This is a genomic window from Pseudomonas sp. LBUM1644, from assembly GCF_059716195.1.
This window is the reverse complement of the sequence record NZ_CP166812.1, coordinates 4,419,646-4,434,850: the sequence shown is the minus strand read 5'-3', so window position 1 is coordinate 4,434,850 and position 15,205 is coordinate 4,419,646. Positions and strand designations below refer to the sequence as shown.

At 60.4% G+C, this 15,205-nt stretch carries 11 protein-coding genes; 6 read left to right on the top strand and 5 right to left on the bottom strand.

What is annotated here, in order from left to right:
* Window positions 1–95: 95 nt before the first annotated feature.
* Window positions 96–2,837, bottom strand: a complete 2,742-nt coding sequence (gene acnA / locus ACA052_RS20165) for an aconitate hydratase AcnA (protein WP_497646476.1) — start codon at window positions 2,835–2,837, stop codon at window positions 96–98.
* Window positions 2,838–3,059: 222 nt separating this feature from the next.
* On the opposite strand from acnA, the gene rlmM reads away from it, so the two are divergent.
* Together rlmM and tusA are read left to right on the top strand one after the other, a co-directional pair.
* The gene (gene rlmM / locus ACA052_RS20160) at window positions 3,060–4,133 is read left to right on the top strand and encodes a 23S rRNA (cytidine(2498)-2'-O)-methyltransferase RlmM (protein ID WP_497646475.1); all 1,074 of its coding nucleotides are present in this window, start codon (window positions 3,060–3,062) and stop codon (window positions 4,131–4,133) included.
* A 156-nt stretch (window positions 4,134–4,289) separates the two neighbouring features.
* Window positions 4,290–4,541: a sulfurtransferase TusA gene (gene tusA, locus ACA052_RS20155; protein ID WP_095052036.1), complete on the top strand. Its 252-nt coding sequence runs from the start codon at window positions 4,290–4,292 to the stop codon at window positions 4,539–4,541.
* Here the strand turns inward: tusA and ACA052_RS20150 are convergent.
* Window positions 4,538–5,947, bottom strand: a complete 1,410-nt coding sequence (locus ACA052_RS20150) for an MATE family efflux transporter (protein WP_497646474.1) — start codon at window positions 5,945–5,947, stop codon at window positions 4,538–4,540. The genes tusA and ACA052_RS20150 overlap by 4 nt on opposite strands.
* Window positions 5,948–6,233: 286 nt before the next feature.
* Here ACA052_RS20150 and pdxB point away from each other — a divergent pair, with 286 nt between their 5' ends.
* Window positions 6,234–7,379: a 4-phosphoerythronate dehydrogenase PdxB gene (gene pdxB / locus ACA052_RS20145; RefSeq protein WP_497646473.1), complete on the top strand. Its 1,146-nt coding sequence runs from the start codon at window positions 6,234–6,236 to the stop codon at window positions 7,377–7,379.
* Between the two features lie 165 nt (window positions 7,380–7,544).
* Here pdxB and ACA052_RS20140 read toward each other — a convergent pair whose 3' ends face one another.
* Complete coding sequence (locus tag ACA052_RS20140) at window positions 7,545–7,724, bottom strand: PA1571 family protein (protein ID WP_497646472.1); 180 nt, start codon at window positions 7,722–7,724, stop codon at window positions 7,545–7,547.
* Window positions 7,725–7,985: 261 nt separating this feature from the next.
* Here ACA052_RS20140 and ACA052_RS20135 point away from each other — a divergent pair, with 261 nt between their 5' ends.
* The gene (locus ACA052_RS20135) at window positions 7,986–9,773 is read left to right on the top strand and encodes an ABC transporter transmembrane domain-containing protein (RefSeq protein ID WP_497646471.1); all 1,788 of its coding nucleotides are present in this window, start codon (window positions 7,986–7,988) and stop codon (window positions 9,771–9,773) included.
* Between the two features lie 36 nt (window positions 9,774–9,809).
* On the opposite strand, the gene ACA052_RS20130 is transcribed toward ACA052_RS20135, so the two are convergent.
* Window positions 9,810–11,738, bottom strand: a complete 1,929-nt coding sequence (locus ACA052_RS20130; RefSeq protein ID WP_497646470.1) for a transglycosylase SLT domain-containing protein — start codon at window positions 11,736–11,738, stop codon at window positions 9,810–9,812.
* A gap of 212 nt (window positions 11,739–11,950) precedes the next feature.
* On the opposite strand from ACA052_RS20130, the gene ACA052_RS20125 reads away from it, so the two are divergent.
* A complete protein-coding gene (locus ACA052_RS20125; RefSeq protein ID WP_497646469.1) occupies window positions 11,951–13,870 on the top strand; it encodes an ATP-binding cassette domain-containing protein in 1,920 nt (639 codons plus the stop codon).
* 153 nt (window positions 13,871–14,023) lie between these two features.
* Here ACA052_RS20125 and ACA052_RS20120 read toward each other — a convergent pair whose 3' ends face one another.
* Window positions 14,024–14,461 carry a universal stress protein gene (locus ACA052_RS20120; RefSeq protein ID WP_497646468.1) on the bottom strand — a complete coding sequence of 146 codons (438 nt, stop codon included), beginning with the start codon at window positions 14,459–14,461 and terminating at the stop codon, window positions 14,024–14,026.
* A gap of 104 nt (window positions 14,462–14,565) precedes the next feature.
* Here ACA052_RS20120 and ACA052_RS20115 point away from each other — a divergent pair, with 104 nt between their 5' ends.
* Window positions 14,566–15,003, top strand: coding sequence for a hypothetical protein (locus tag ACA052_RS20115; protein WP_497646467.1), 438 nt, complete (start codon window positions 14,566–14,568; stop codon window positions 15,001–15,003).
* Window positions 15,004–15,205 lie beyond the last annotated feature (202 nt).

Here is a 15,205-nt window from a genome sequence, read left to right as displayed (position 1 = left end):
TCGCGATGGATTCAAGAGCGCCGCGTTTATTCAGAAAACGCGCGTCATTGTTAACGTCCATCGCGAGCAAGCTCGCTCCTACAAGGGCTTGGTTGTTACGACGCGATCAACTGCCGCAACACGTAATGCAAAATCCCTCCCGATTTGAAGTATTCGACTTCATTGAGCGTATCGATCCGGCACAACACCTCGACTTTTTCACGGCTGCCATCTTCACGGGTGATCACCAGCGTCAGGTTCATCCGCGGTGTCAGTTCGGCGCCGGTCAAACCGAGGATGTCCAGGGTTTCCTTGCCGTTGAGGTTCAGGCTTTTGCGATTCTGGTCCAGCTTGAATTGCAACGGCAATACGCCCATGCCCACCAGATTGGAGCGGTGAATCCGTTCGAAGCTCTCGGCGATGACCGCTTTGACCCCCAGCAGGTTAGTGCCCTTGGCGGCCCAGTCTCGGCTCGATCCGGTGCCGTATTCTTGCCCGGCGATCACCACCAGTGGCGTCCCCGACGCTTGATAGCGCATCGCGGCGTCGTAGATCGGCACCTTCTCCCCGGTGGGGATGTAGATCGTATTGCCGCCTTCCTCGCCGCTGAGCATTTCGTTACGAATGCGGATGTTGGCGAAGGTGCCGCGCATCATCACTTCATGGTTGCCGCGACGGGAACCGTACGAGTTGAAGTCCCGCGGCTCCACGCCTTTCTCGCGCAGGTATTGGCCTGCCGGACTGTCGGCCTTGATGTTGCCGGCCGGGGAGATGTGGTCGGTGGTCACCGAATCACCCAGCAGAGCAAGGACTCTGGCGCCGGCGACATCCTTGACCACTGGCGGCGGCCCGCCGATGTCGTCAAAGAAGGGCGGATGCTGGATGTAAGTCGAATCGTCCTGCCAGACATACGTGGCCGCTTGCGGCACTTCAATCGCTTGCCACTGCTCATCGCCGGCAAACACTTCGGCGTATTCCTTGTGGAACATCGACGTATTGACCTGGTTGACCGCATCGGCGATCTCTTTGGTGCTTGGCCAGATGTCCCGCAGATACACCAGGTTGCCCTCCTTGTCGGTACCCAAGGGCTCGCTGCTGATGTCGATGCGCATCGTGCCGGCCAACGCATAGGCGACGACCAGCGGTGGCGAGGCGAGCCAGTTGGTTTTCACCAGAGGGTGCACGCGACCTTCGAAGTTGCGGTTGCCCGAGAGCACCGAGGCGACTGTCAGGTCGGCTTTCTGGATCGCTTTTTCGATCGGTTCCGGCAACGGCCCGGAGTTGCCGATGCAGGTGGTGCAGCCATAACCGACCAGGTCGAAGCCGAGTGCATCCAGGTATTGAGTCAACCCGGCGGCCTTGTAGTAATCAGTGACCACTTTCGAGCCCGGCGCCAACGAACTCTTGACCCACGGTTTGCGCTTGAGGCCTTTCTCCACGGCTTTTTTCGCCACCAGCCCTGCGGCCATCATCACGCTCGGGTTGGAGGTGTTGGTGCAGGAGGTGATGGCGGCAATCACCACGGCACCGTTTTTCAGGCGATAGGTCTGGCCGTCATACTCATAGTCCGCCTCACCGGCCAGATCGGCATTGCCCACCGCGACGCCACCGCCGCCTTCACTTTCCAGGCGACCGACTTCCTTGCTGGTGGGTTTGAATTGCAGGTCGATGAAGTCGCTGAACGCTTGCGCGACATCCGGCAGCGAAACCCTGTCCTGTGGCCGTTTCGGCCCGGCGAGGCTGGCTTCGACGCTGCCCATGTCCAGCGCCAGGCTGTCGGTGAATACCGGCTCCTTGCCCGGCAGGCGCCACAAGCCCTGGGCCTTGGTGTAAGCCTCGACCAGTTTCACGGTTTGCACGGGGCGACCGGACAAGCGCAGGTATTCCAGCGTGACATCGTCCACCGGGAAGAAACCACAGGTAGCGCCATATTCCGGGGCCATGTTGGCGATGGTCGCACGGTCGGCCAGCGGCAGATCGGCGAGGCCGTCACCGTAGAACTCGACGAATTTGCCGACCACGCCTTTCTTGCGCAGCATCTGGGTCACGGTCAGCACCAGGTCGGTGGCGGTTATGCCTTCCCTGAGCTTGCCGGTGAGTTTGAAACCGATCACTTCCGGGATCAGCATCGACACCGGTTGGCCGAGCATCGCGGCTTCCGCTTCGATCCCGCCGACGCCCCAGCCGAGCACGCCGAGGCCGTTGATCATGGTGGTGTGCGAATCGGTGCCGACCAGGGTGTCGGGGAAGGCGTAAGTGCGCCCGTCCTCGTCCTTGGTCCAGACGGTGCGGCCGAGGTATTCAAGATTGACCTGGTGACAAATGCCGGTACCCGGTGGCACCACGCTGAAATTGTCGAAGGCGCTCTGGCCCCAGCGCAAAAACGCATAACGTTCACCGTTGCGCTGCATTTCGATGTCGACGTTCTGCTCGAAGGCGCTTGAAGTGCCGAACTTGTCGACCATCACTGAGTGGTCGATCACCAGGTCCACCGGCGACAGCGGGTTGATGCGCTGTGGATCGCCGCCGGCCTTGGCCATGGCCGCGCGCATCGCGGCGAGGTCGACCACGGCGGGCACCCCGGTGAAGTCCTGCATCAATACCCGCGCCGGGCGGTACTGGATTTCGCGATCGGAGCGTCGCTCCTTGAGCCAGGCGGCAATCGCCTTGAGGTCGGCGCCGGTGACGGTTTTTTCGTCTTCCCAGCGCAGCAGGTTTTCCAGCAGCACTTTCAACGACATCGGTAGCTTGTCCAGGTCGCCCAGGCTTTTGGCGGCTTCCGGGAGGCTGAAATAGTGATAGGTCTTGTCGTCGACTTGTAGGGTTTTAAGGGTTTTCAGGCTATCGAGGGACGGCATTGAAATGACTCCTTTGGGTCCGCACGGCTACGGACTGACGGGACGAACAGAGCTTTTAACCTAGCCCTGTTTAGGCGTTAAGGCTAATAACTGGACTCTATGGCAACGTCCAGGGTTTCGAACTCGGCTATCATGCGCCGGTTTTCGTGACAGGCTTTGCTTCAACGCAAGTCTGGGCATCGCGCAGTGGTTGAATTTCTCGCCATCTGCCCAGGAGTAAGAATGAACACCCTCTTTATGCATTGCCGGCCGGGCTTCGAAGGCGAAGTCTGTTCCGAGATTTCCGAACACGCCGCGCGGCTGAACGTGGCCGGTTATGCCAAGGCCAAGACCGCCAGTGCCTGCGCCGAATTCATCTGCACCGAAGAAGACGGTGCAGAGCGCCTGATGCGTGGCCAGCGTTTCGCTGATCTAATCTTCCCGCGGCAATGGGCCCGCGGGATTTTCATCGATCTGCCGGAAACCGACCGCATCAGCGTGATCCTCGCGCACATGGCCGATTTCCCGCTGTGCGGCAGCCTGTGGCTGGAAATGGTCGATACCAACGATGGCAAAGAGCTGTCGAACTTCTGCAAGAAATTCGAAGGTCACCTGCGCAAGGCGTTGATGGCGGCGGGCAAACTGGTCGAAGACGCCAGCAAGCCGCGTTTGTTGTTGACCTTCAAAAGCGGCCGCGAAGTGTTCATGGGCCTGGCCGAGTCGAACAACTCGGCGATGTGGCCGATGGGCATTCCGCGCCTTAAGTTTCCCCGTGAGGCGCCGAGCCGTTCAACGCTGAAGCTCGAAGAGGCCTGGCACCACTTCATCCCACGTGACCAGTGGGACGAGCGCCTGCACAGCGACATGACCGGCGTCGATCTCGGCGCAGCACCCGGCGGCTGGACCTGGCAACTGGTCAACCGTGGCATGCTGGTCACCGCCATCGACAATGGCCCGATGGCCGAAAGCCTGATGGACACCGGTCTGGTGCAACACTTGATGGCCGACGGTTTCACCTTCAAGCCCCGGCAGCCGGTGGACTGGATGGTGTGTGACATCGTCGAGAAACCGGCGCGCAACGCCGCGATGCTGGAAGAATGGATTGGCGAGGGGCATTGCCGCGAAGCGGTGGTCAACCTCAAGCTGCCGATGAAACAGCGTTACGCTGAAGTGAAACGCTTGCTGGAGCGCATCGCCGACGGCTTCAAGGAACGCGGGATTCGGGTGGAGATCGGCTGCAAGCAGCTGTATCACGACCGCGAAGAAGTGACCTGCCATCTGCGCCGGCTCGACGTAAAGAAACCCAAGTCCCGCTAAATCCCTGTAGGAGCTGCCGCAGGCTGCGATCTTTTGATCTTGCCCTTAAAAACAAAATCAAAAGATCGCAGCCTGCGGCAGCTCCTACAGGGAATGCCACAGATGACGTTAAACCCGGCATTGCGCGACAATGCCGGCACGATTCAGGAGTACATCATGAGTGAAATGATCGATACGCCGGTAGACGGCACCCTCGACGCCACCGGCCTCAACTGCCCGGAGCCGGTGATGATGCTGCACCAGCACATCCGCGACCTGGCACCCGGCGGCCTGCTCAAGGTGATCGCCACCGACCCGTCGACGCGCCGCGATATCCCCAAGTTCTGCGTGTTCCTGGACCATGAACTGGTCGCGCAGCACGAAGAGGCCGGCACCTACCTCTACTGGATCCGCAAGAAGCTCGCTTAACCGGCCGATTGGCTGATGCGGATCCGCTTGCGTGCACTGCGCGTCAGGCGGATCGACAGCATCAGCGCCGCGCAACTCAAGCCCACGATCAAACCCTGCCACAGCCCGCTCGGGCCGCTCGGCGCGCCCAGCCAATCAGTCAGCCCCAGTGCGTAACCCACCGGCAGACCAATGCCCCAGTACGCGAACAGGGTGAGGATCATCGTCACCCGCGTGTCCTGATAACCGCGCAATGCGCCAGCGGCTGTGACCTGGATCGCATCGGAAAACTGGAACAGCGCCGAATACACAATCAGCATCGCCGCCACATGAATGACCGTCGGGTCCGAGGTGTAGATGGTCGCGATGTGCTCGCGCAATAACAGCATCATGCTCGCCGAAATACAGGCGTAAGCCAGTGCGGTGCCCATACCGACCCCAGCGGCGAAACGTGCTTCACGCGGTTCCTCGCGACCGAGCGCCTGACCGACTCGCACGGTCACGGCCATGCCAAGCGAGTAGGGAATCATGAACACCAGCGAACTGAAGTTCAGCGCGATCTGATGCCCGGCCACCACCGTGGCGCCAAGACTGCCGATCAATAGTGCGATCACCGCAAAAATGCTTGACTCGGCAAACACCGCGATCCCAATCGGCAGGCCGATGCCGAGCAGGCGCTTGATCACCGACCATTGCGGCCAGTCGAACCGGCTGAACAACTGGCTCGACTGATAGGCCGGCGCCCAGCGTTCCCAACCGGCCATGCCCAGCGCCATGACCCACATCACAATCGCCGTGGCCCAGCCGCAACCGACACCGCCCATGGCCGGCACACCGAAATGGCCATAAATGAAGATGTAGTTCAGCGGAATATTCAGCGCCAAGCCGCACAGGCCGAGCACCATGGCCGGCCGGGTGCGGCCCAGTCCGTCGCTGAAACAGCGCAGTACATGGTAGAAGGCGACGGCGGGCAAACCGCTGGCGATGCCGTGCAGATATTGCATGCACGGGCCGATCAGTTCGGGATCGACGTTCATGGCGTGTAAAATCGGCTCGGCGCTGAACAGCATGCCGGTCGCCATCAATCCCACCACCAAGGCCAGCCACAATGCCTGACGGACAATCGGCCCGATCTCGCCGTGGGTACCGGCGCCGAAGCGCTGTGCGACTTTCGGTGTGGTGGCCAGCAGGGTGCCGGTCATCAACAGAAACACCGGGACCCAGATCGAGTTGCCCAGCGCAACGGCGGCCAGGTCGCGTGGCCCGACACGGCCGGCCATTACCGCGTCGACGAAGCCCATCGCCGTCGTGGCAAGCTGCGCGACCATGATCGGCAGCGCCAGGCCGAGCAGGTTTTTCAGCTCCAGGCGAATCCGGGCGGGGCGGGAGAGGGCAATAGCGGCGGGGCGGTCAGTTACGGAATTCAAGGGCGAAACGTCCAGAGTGTTTGAAGGCGCAGGCGCGCATTCTACGCGTTGACGCAGCGGTCAGGAAAAGACCTGTGTTAGCGATTTGTAATCCCCCTTCGACGCGCACATCCCCTGTAGGAGCTGCCGAAGGCTGCGATCCTTTGATCTGCGCTTTTGACTTTTTGCGCTGCCGTTCAAAAAACAAGATCAAAAGATCGCAGCCTGCGGCAGCTCCTACAGGGATCGGCGCTAGTCGGTGAGGGGCATCTGCGCCTACACTCTCCGTCCGCCAAAGGAGCCTGCCATGCTGATTGTTGCCGACGAAAATATCCCGCTGCTCGATGCCTTCTTTGCAGGTTTGGGTGAAATCCGCCGGGTGCCGGGACGTTCCATCGACCGCGCCACTGTCGAACAGGCCGATGTATTGCTGGTGCGTTCGGTGACCAACGTCAACCGCGCGTTGCTCGAAGGCAGCAAGGTGCGCTTTGTCGGCACGTGCACCATCGGCACCGATCACCTGGACCTGGACTACTTTCAGCAGGCCGGCATCACCTGGTCCAGCGCGCCCGGCTGCAACGCCCGTGGCGTGGTCGACTACGTCCTGGGCAGTTTGTTGACCCTTGCCGAAATCGAAGGCGCCGACCTGACCCGGCGTACTTACGGTGTGGTCGGTGCCGGTGAAGTGGGTGGCCGTTTGGTCAAGGTCCTGCAAGGACTGGGCTGGAACGTTCTGGTCTGCGATCCGCCGCGACAAGCCGCCGAGGGTGGCGATTTCGTCAGCCTTGAGCAAATCATCGAGCAGTGCGACGTCATCAGCCTGCACACACCATTGAAGAAGCACGGTGCTCAGTCCACTTGGCACCTGTTCGATAAACACCGTTTGAACCAGCTCAAGCCCGGTACCTGGCTGATCAACGCCAGTCGCGGCCCGGTGGTGGACAATGCTGCCCTGCGCCAGGTATTGCTGCAGCGCGAAGACCTGCAAGCGGTACTGGATGTGTGGGAAGGTGAGCCTGAAGTCGATGTGGCGCTGGCCGAACTGTGCGTGCTGGCGACACCGCACATCGCCGGTTATAGCCTCGATGGCAGGCAGCGCGGGACCGCGCAGATCTATCAGGCGTATTGCGCATTTCTCGGGCAAGCGGCCCAGGTCAGCCTGAGTGATTTGCTGCCGGCGCCCTGGTTGTCCCAAGTCACCCTGGATGCCGGATGCGATCCGGCCTGGGCGCTGGCGATGTTGTGCCGTGGCGTGTACGACCCGCGCCGCGACGATGCGGATTTTCGCCGCAGCCTTGTAGGCAATGTGAGCGAGCAGCGTGCAGCGTTCGATGCCTTGCGCAAGCATTATCCATCGCGCCGGGAGATCGATGGGTTGCAGGTGCGAATTGACGGGGACTCGCCAGCGTTACGCCAGATCGTCGCAGCCCTTGGCGCAACCGAATCCCTGTAGGAGCTGCCGCAGGCTGCGATCTTTTGATCTTGTTTGTGATTCTCGACAATCAAAAGCCAAGATCAAAAGATCGCAGCCTGCGGCAGCTCCTACACAAGCCAGGCAAAACAAGCACCCACAAAAAACCCGACCATCAGGGGCCGGGTCAAGAAGACGGTGGCTATATCACTTTTGTTCGGCAGGCTTGACCAATCGCTGTTCCAGTTCGCGGCAGGCGTCCTGGATCATGTCTTCAGTGATCGGTACTTCGCGCCCGTCCTTATCGATAATCGAGCAACCCAGAGACTGGTGCGGCTGCGTGCGGATCACTTCAATCTTGTCGTCGCTGCTGTTCTGCAAGGACATGGCCTGTCTCCTCATCAGGTTGTGTGCTTACTTTAGAACCGCCAGGTGACCGGGCTGTGACAACTCCCTGCGATCTTTCCAAGGGCGGCAACACCAGTCCACCAGAAATAGTGCAACCTTGCCACCCGGACTTTAGACCAATAGCGTCTAGGCACTAGTCTTGGCGGTCATAATTAACCGGACTCATTGTGATTTACAGAGTTCCAGGTGCGGGGCGAGTGTAGGCTGGGCCCTGTCTATCTTCTGCGATCAGGCTATCGGATGATTTCAATACTTTCTTCCCGTCAACGTCGCGCGATTCGCTTGACCAGTCGTTTTCTTGCGCCCTATCGCTGGCCGGCGTTCGGTGCCCTGCTGGCGTTGATCGTCACGGCGGGCATTACCTTGTCGATGGGGCAGGGCATTCGGTTACTGGTGGATCAGGGTTTCATGACCCAGTCCGCGCATTTGCTCAACCAGACCATCGGCTTGTTCATGTTGCTGGTGCTCGGTCTGGCGATCGGGACCTTTGCGCGTTTTTACCTGGTGTCCTGGATCGGTGAGCGTGTCGTCGCGGACATCCGTCGCCAAGTGTTCAACCATCTGGTCTATCTGCACCCGGGGTTCTACGAAGACAACCGCAGCTCCGAGATTCAATCGCGCCTGACGGCCGACACTACGCTACTGCAATCGGTGATCGGCTCTTCGCTGTCCCTGTTCTTGCGCAACTTGTTGATGGTGATCGGCGGCATTGTCTTGCTGTTCATCACGAACCCCAAGCTCACCAGCATCGTCGTCATTGCGTTGCCGCTGGTGATCGCGCCGATCCTGATTTTCGGTCGCCGGGTGCGCAACCTGTCCCGGTTGAGTCAGGACCGGATCGCCGATATCGGCAGCTATGTTTCCGAAACCCTGGGCCAGATCAAGACAGTGCAGGCCTACAACCACCAGGTTCAGGACGAGCAGCGTTTTGCCGTGACCGTGGAGGAGGCGTTCAACACGGCGCGCAAACGCATCTTCCAGCGCGCCTGGCTGATTACGCTGGTGATCGTGCTGGTGCTGGGCGCGGTCGGGGTGATGCTCTGGGTCGGCGGCATGGATGTGATCGCCGGGCGGATTTCGGCGGGGGAACTGGCGGCGTTCGTCTTCTATAGCCTGATCGTCGGCAGCGCTTTCGGTACGTTGAGCGAGGTGATCGGTGAGTTGCAGCGAGCAGCAGGCGCAGCTGAGCGGATTGCCGAGTTGCTGCGTTCGGAAAACATCATCCAGCCACCGACGACGGGGTTGGTCACTTTGCCTGAGCGGGTGAGGGGCGATCTGCTGCTGCAGGACGTGCGTTTTTCCTACCCGTCACGTCCCGAAAGCTATGCCGTCGATGGCTTGAATCTGACGATCAATGCCGGCGAAACCCTGGCGCTTGTAGGACCGTCCGGCGCAGGCAAGTCGACGGTGTATGACCTGTTGCTGCGCTTTTACGATCCGGCTGAAGGACGCATCCTGCTGGATGGCGTGCCACTGATTCAACTCGATCCTCTGGACCTGCGTCGCTGCTTCGCCTTGGTCTCGCAAAACCCGGCGCTGTTTTTCGGCAGTATCGAAGAGAATATCCGCTACGGCAATCCGTCGGCCACCCTGGCCCAGGTTCAGGAAGCAGCAAAAATCGCTTATGCCCACGACTTCATCGAGGCCATGCCCAACGGCTACCAGACTCACCTCGGCGACGGCGGCCTCGGATTGTCCGGCGGCCAGCGCCAACGCCTGGCCATCGCCCGCGCATTGTTGGTGGACGCGCCCATCTTGCTGCTCGACGAAGCCACCAGCGCCCTTGATGCCCAGAGCGAGCACCTGATCCAGCAAGCCCTGCCGAGCCTGATGAAAAACCGCACCACCCTGGTCATCGCCCACCGCTTGGCCACGGTGAAAAACGCCGACCGGATCGCGGTGATGGACCAAGGAAAACTGGTGGCGGTGGGGACACATCAGGAATTGATTGCGAGTAATGCGTTGTACGCGCGGTTGGCGGCGTTGCAGTTTAGTGATGGCAAGGCCGCGCTCGACCTCCACCTGTAGGAGCTGCCGCAGCTCCTACATTACCGGCATTACCGGTCATTGATCGTCAAAGTAGCGCTCATGCCAATCCACCAACGGCTGTGGCGAATTGAGCTTCTGGCCGTAGATCACCGAGTACGACAGCACGTTCTGCACGTACTGACGGGTTTCGTCGAACGGGATGCTTTCCACCCAGACGTCGAAGCTCAGGTGGTCCGCGCCGCGCAGCCATTGACGCACACGACCGGGGCCGGCGTTGTAGGCGGCGGAGGCAAGGACACGGTTGCCGTTGAACTGGGCGTGGACCTGGCTCAGGTACGCGGCGCCGAGCTGGATGTTCTTGTCCGGGTCGAGCACCTGCTGCGGCGAGGCCAATGGAATGCTGAATTTGCGCGCGGTTTCCTTGGCGGTCCCCGGCATCAATTGCATCAGGCCGCTGGCGCCGACGCCGGAGCGGGCGTCATCCATGAAGGCGCTTTCCTGGCGGGTGATGGCGAACACCCAACTTGAATGCAGGCCACGGATCTTGGCTTCACGCACCAGGGTTTCGCGATGGGCCATCGGGAAACGAATGTCCAGGTCGTCCCAATACTGGGCCTGGCTGATGGTGCGGATGGCCGGGAAATACCATTTCAGGTCGTAGGCCAATTTCGCCTGGGCGACCATTTCGTCACGGTTGAAATGGCGGCTGACGTAATACCACTCACGGCGACCGTCGACGATCTCCCCGCGGGCATGCAGCTCCAGGGCGCGACGCACACCTGGCGTGTTGCGCACCTTGTTGATCAGCGCCTGGCTCAGCACCAGCGGTTTATTGACCAGCGAATAGGGGGACTGCGAGCGATCGGCAGCGAGGAATCCGTAGAAATCCCGCTCGCGAGCGAGGCCTTTATAAAGCGTCTGTGATTCCGGATTTTGCGGCTGCGCCAGTTCCAGGCTGCGGGCCTGCCAGTAACGCCAGCGGTTGGTCGTCGCCAGATCCTGCGGCAAGCGGCGGGTCAGTTGATAGGCATCGTCCCAGCGGGCCAGGCGCAGCAACAAGCGCAGGCGCCATTCGGACACGGTGTTGTCGCGCAACTCCGGGTCGTATTTGGTCATCACGTCCAGCGCGCGGCTGTCGAAACGTCGTGCGAGGGTCAGGCCAATTTCCCGGGCGATCGCGACTTTTTCGTCTCGGGAAAAGTGCATGCTGCTGGCATAACCGTCGAGCAACTCCATGGCCTTGTCCGGGTCCTGGCGCGCCAGGCGGCGCAGGCCAAGGCTGACGACATCCGACATCGGCTCGTCGGCCGGGGTGAATCGCGACGGCTGGTTGAGCAGCTCGGGTTTCTGCGCCACATCCACCAACAGACGACCGCGAGGAGCGAGGGTGGTCAGGCCGTTGACCAGGCTGTTGGCCAGTGGATAGTTGCGCGCCTGGGCGGCGAGCTTGGTGCGCTCCCAGCGTTTCTGCTCGGTCAACTGGCCTTCGGCGGCCCACATGCCGAACATCGCGTCGCAGGCGGCGGGCTGGGATTTTCCGGTCAGCCAGAGTTTTTCGGCGTTGGCGTAACCTTGGGGCTTGAGGTTATGACTGATTTCATACTGCGCGTTCAAGCAGTCCAGTTCGGTGAAGTTCATCTTCGGGTCGTAGTATTTGACGAACGTCGCCCAGTCGCCGCGATCGGCCAGCCAACGCAACCAGCGCAATTTCATCCAGTTGGCTTGCGGCAGGTCACCGTGTTCGGCGAGGAATTTTTCGATTTCTTCGTTGCTCGCCGTTTTCAGGCGCGCGGTCAGTTCGTCATAGGCCAGGTACGGCTCCAGCGGGTAATCGCTGAGCGCCTGGCTGTAACGGAAGTAAGGACCGGTATCACCCTTGGCCAGGGCGCGCTTGGCCTCATCGTAGTATTGGCGCTGGGTGGACAGGTCAACCGCCTGGACTGATTGAACGGCAGTGGCAGAGAGAAGCAAACACGATAAAAGACTGAAAAGGCGACTGCGCATGAGACATCCGGGCAGAGAAATCATGACAAGTGCGGGCATGCCCGCACTGAATAATCTGTAGCTTAGCCTTTTGCCAGCAGCGGGCGAAAGCTTTGCCGGCCTGTCAGCATCAGTTCGCAACATTTGTCATGCAGAGTCCCACGATGGTGAAATTGCCGGCCTTCTGAAGCCTCAAGTCAGGTAGAATGCGCGCCCGGTTTTTGGAGAAGCTCATGACCCTGCTCAAATTCAGCGATGTGTCCCTTGCTTTCGGCGCTATGCCGTTGTTGGACAAGGTGTCCTGGCAGATCGCCCGTGGTGAGCGGGTGTGCATCATCGGCCGTAACGGCACTGGCAAGTCCAGCATGATGAAGCTCGTCAAGGGCGACCAGAAGCCTGACGAGGGCTCCGTTTGGCGCGCGCCCGGCCTCAAGATTGGCGAATTGCCGCAAGAATTGCCGGTAGCCGACGAGCGGACCGTGTTCGACGTGGTGGCCGAAGGCCTGGACGGTGTTGGCGCACTGCTTGCCGAGTATCACCACCTGAGCCAGAACATCGTCACCGCCGAGGACCTGGACAAATTGATGCACGTCCAGCACGACCTCGAAGCACGCGATGGCTGGCGTCTGCAGCAACTGGTCGACAGCACCTTGAGCCGCCTGCAGTTGCCGGCCGACAAGACCCTCGCCGAATTGTCCGGCGGCTGGCGTCGTCGCGTCCTGCTGGCCCAGGCCCTGGTTTCCGAACCGGACCTGCTGCTGCTCGACGAACCGACCAACCACTTGGACATCGGTGCCATCGCCTGGCTCGAAGAGGCGTTGAAAGATTTCCAGGGCGCCGTGCTGTTCATCACGCACGACCGTTCCTTCTTGCAGAACCTCGCGACGCGCATCCTGGAACTGGATCGCGGTGGCCTGATCGACTGGAACGGCGACTACGCCAGCTTCCTCGTGCACAAGGAAGCGAGTCTGGCGGCTGAAGAAACCGCCAACGCGCTGTTCGACAAGAAACTGGCCCAGGAAGAAGTCTGGATCCGCCAGGGCATCAAGGCGCGTCGCACCCGTAACGAAGGCCGTGTCCGCGCACTGAAAGCCCTGCGCGTCGAGCGCAGCGAGCGTCGTGAGCGCACTGGCAAGGCCAATATTCAGCTGGACACCGCCGACAAGTCCGGCAAGCAGGTGATGGTCCTCGAGAATGTGAGTTTCGCGCATCCGGGCGGTCCGTTCCTGATCAAGGATTTCTCGATGGTCCTGACGCGCGGCGACCGTATCGGTCTGCTCGGCGCCAACGGTACCGGCAAAACCACGCTGTTGAAGTTGATGCTCAGCGGTCTGCAGCCGACCAGCGGCAAAGTGGAAGAGGGTACGCGGATCGACGTGGCCTACTTCGACCAGCTGCGCCATCAGCTGGACCTGGAAAAGACCGTGATCGACAACGTCGCGGAAGGTCGCGACTTCATCGACATCGATGGTCAGAGCCGTCACGTGCTGAGCTACCTCGGCGACTTCCTGTTCAGCCCGCAGCGTGCGCGCACGCCGGTGAAGGCGCTGTCCGGTGGTGAGCGTGCCCGTCTGTTGCTGGCGAAACTGTTCAGCAAACCGGCCAACTTGCTGGTGCTCGACGAACCGACCAACGACCTCGACGTGGAAACACTCGAACTGCTGGAAGAGGTCTTGCTGACCTTCAACGGCACCGTGCTGATGGTCAGCCACGACCGGGCATTCCTCGACAACGTGGTCACCAGCACCCTGGTCTTCGAAGGTGAAGGCAAGGTTCGCGAATATGTCGGTGGTTATCAGGACTGGCTGCGTCAGGGCGGCTCGCCGCGCCTGCTGGGCGTGACCGAAAGCAAATCCGGCAAAGCCGACTTGACCTCCGCGGTAGTGACGGCCGAAGCGGCGCCTGTCGCTGCTGCGGTTGAAGCGCCAGTGGCGAAGAAGAAACTCAGCTACAAATTGCAGCGTGAGCTGGAAATGTTGCCGGGCCAGATCGAAGCCATGGAACAGCAGATTGCGGCCGTTGAAGCGCAGATGGCGGATGCCGCGTTCTATCAGCGTCCGGCAGCGGAAACCGCCGCGGTGATCGCTCAGCTGGAACAGTTGCAGGCTGAGCTCGACGTTATGGTCGAGCGCTGGGCCGAGCTGGATGCCTGATTGATCCTGCGATAAAAAAGCCCGGCTCACTCACGTGAATGCCGGGCTTTTTGTAGGAGCTGCCGAAGGCTGCGATCTTTTGATCTTATATCTTTTGATCTTCAAGACAGCCAAGATCAAAAGATCGCAGCCTGCGGCAGCTCCTACAAGGGTTTAGCTTTTGATCAGGCGCACTGCGAGCACGTCGCAAGGCGCACCGTGCAGCACATCATTGGCGGTGGAACCCAGTAGAAGCGCCAGGCCATGCCGGCCGTGACTGCCCACCACGATCATGTCGCAACCTTGTTCCTTGGCCAGATGGTGAATCTCCTGCCGCGGTTGGCCGTAGGTCAGGTGGCTGTATTCCTTGGAGAGCTCCGGATATTTAACGATCAATCGGTCCAGGCGTTCTCGGGCCTGATCGAACTGCTGTTGTTGCAGTTGTGACAGGTCCATCGGCACGTCGCCGCCAAAGGCCATGGCCATCGGCTCGACGATGTGTACAAGAGACAGTTTTGCGCCATTGCTCACGGACAGTTCGCGAGCGCGGTGGATTACAGGATCGCACTCTTCGGTTAGATCTACAGCGACCAGAATGTGGTGGTAGGGCATGAGGTGCTCCTCCTGAGGATTGCGATATGGGTAAGTATGGCTGGTTTCAAGCGTATTGGTTTCAAAGTGACCCAATGCGCCCATCAAGAATCGGGAGTACAGATATGACGGTCTGGATAGTGGTGTCAATCCTGCTGGTGGTGCTGAGCCCTCTGGCATGGTTGCGGCCGTCTCGCCACCAGAGCGGTCGCATGGCCCTGCGCATGGAGGCGCGACGCATCGGGTTGGCCATGCAACTGGCGCCTCAGGAGTGGCCGCACTGGTTGAGCCACGAGCCGCCGAGCCCTTGCGCCCAGTACCATCGACCGCGTCGGGGCAATCAGCCGGCGTGCTGGAGCTACTGGCAAAAGGCACCGGGAGTCTGGGTGAATCAGTGGCAAGAAGCCTGCGACGATCCGGCGTTGTTGATTCATTTCGAAAAGTTGCCAGACAACGTCTACAAGGTCGAAGCAGACAAGCAAATGATCACCTTGTATTGGGGCGAGAAGGGCGAAGCGACTGTTTTGCAACAAATCGATGCCACCCTGAAGGCATTAGCCTGAACACGATCCCCTGACATTTCCGAATCCTCTGCGTCGCGCGGAATCCTTGTAGGAGCTGCCGCAGGCTGCGATCTTTTGATCTTGCCTCTAAAAAAACAACATCAAAAAATCGCAGCCTTCGGCAGCTCCTACAGGATCGTGTGCATTCTGCGGGCAATAAAAAGCCCGACATCATCATCGGGCGGGGTTGGCCAGGCAGGCC